Raw genomic sequence first — 899 nt, forward strand, 5'->3', positions numbered from 1 at the left:
AAGACCGCCAATTAACTGCCAGACAATATCAAGACCTATCCAATACCAATCTGGAAAACTGCCACTGGCTACGGCGCCGGTCATCGTTAAAGTCAGAATGACCGCCATTGGATCGTTACTGCCCGACTCTATTTCAAGTGTTGAGGCAACCCGCTCTTTAATTTGTAGTCCTCTGGATTGAAATATACCAAACACCGCTGCCGCGTCAGTTGAGCTCAGTATCGCCCCCATAAGCAAAGCTGCAGGCCAGGGCAAAGAAAACCAATAAACAGCGAGGGAGGCAACTAAGGTACAGGTTAAGGCAACACCTATTGTTGCCAGGCTAATGGCAGGCCACAAGGCGACCCGAAAGCGTTCTGGGTGAGTTCGCATCCCCCCGTCAAAAAGGATAATGACCAGAGCAGCAGAGCCTATAAAAAAGGCGATATCCGGATTGTTAAACTCGACTCCCAACACTCCTTGTTCACCGGCAAGCATGCCAACTAACAAAAAAGTCAGTAGTACAGGGGCTCCCAGTCGATTGGAGGCCACAGCGGCTAAAATGCTGACAACCAACAACAAGCCACACAGTAAAATCAAGGTGTTAGTCGAATCCAAATAGAATCTCCTTATCTCTGTCTCTGCCTATTTATCATAACAGGTTTAACTTAGACGCTAATGTAAGATTTCAAATCCCGTTAAAACCCTTTATCCTGTGCCTCTTAATAATGAGTGTACAGGTCCGTTTTATGAAGCCACAAAAAACTTTGGTACTGGCTACCGGTAATGCAGGTAAAGTTGCCGAGTTACGTCATATGTTAAGTCAAACGAAGGCTACTGCCGACTGGCAGGTCCGCCCACAGTCCGACTGGGACTTCACTGAAGCTGACGAAACTGGCACCACATTTGTCGAAAACGCC

General features: G+C 47.4%; 2 protein-coding genes. One reads left to right on the forward strand and one right to left on the reverse strand.

From position 1 onward, the window contains the following. Nucleotides 1-597: cation:proton antiporter (locus B3180_RS08830; RefSeq protein ID WP_286844082.1), on the reverse strand; the 597-nt coding region annotated here is incomplete at its 3' end. A 131-nt stretch (nucleotides 598-728) separates the two neighbouring features. Between B3180_RS08830 and B3180_RS08835 the strand changes: the two genes are divergently transcribed. Continuing rightward, the coding region (locus B3180_RS08835; protein WP_286844113.1) for a non-canonical purine NTP pyrophosphatase at nucleotides 729-899 on the forward strand (171 nt) is incomplete at its 3' end.

It is taken from the genome of Idiomarina sp. UBA4206 (assembly GCF_002383015.1).
Lineage (GTDB): Bacteria > Pseudomonadota > Gammaproteobacteria > Enterobacterales > Alteromonadaceae > Idiomarina > Idiomarina abyssalis.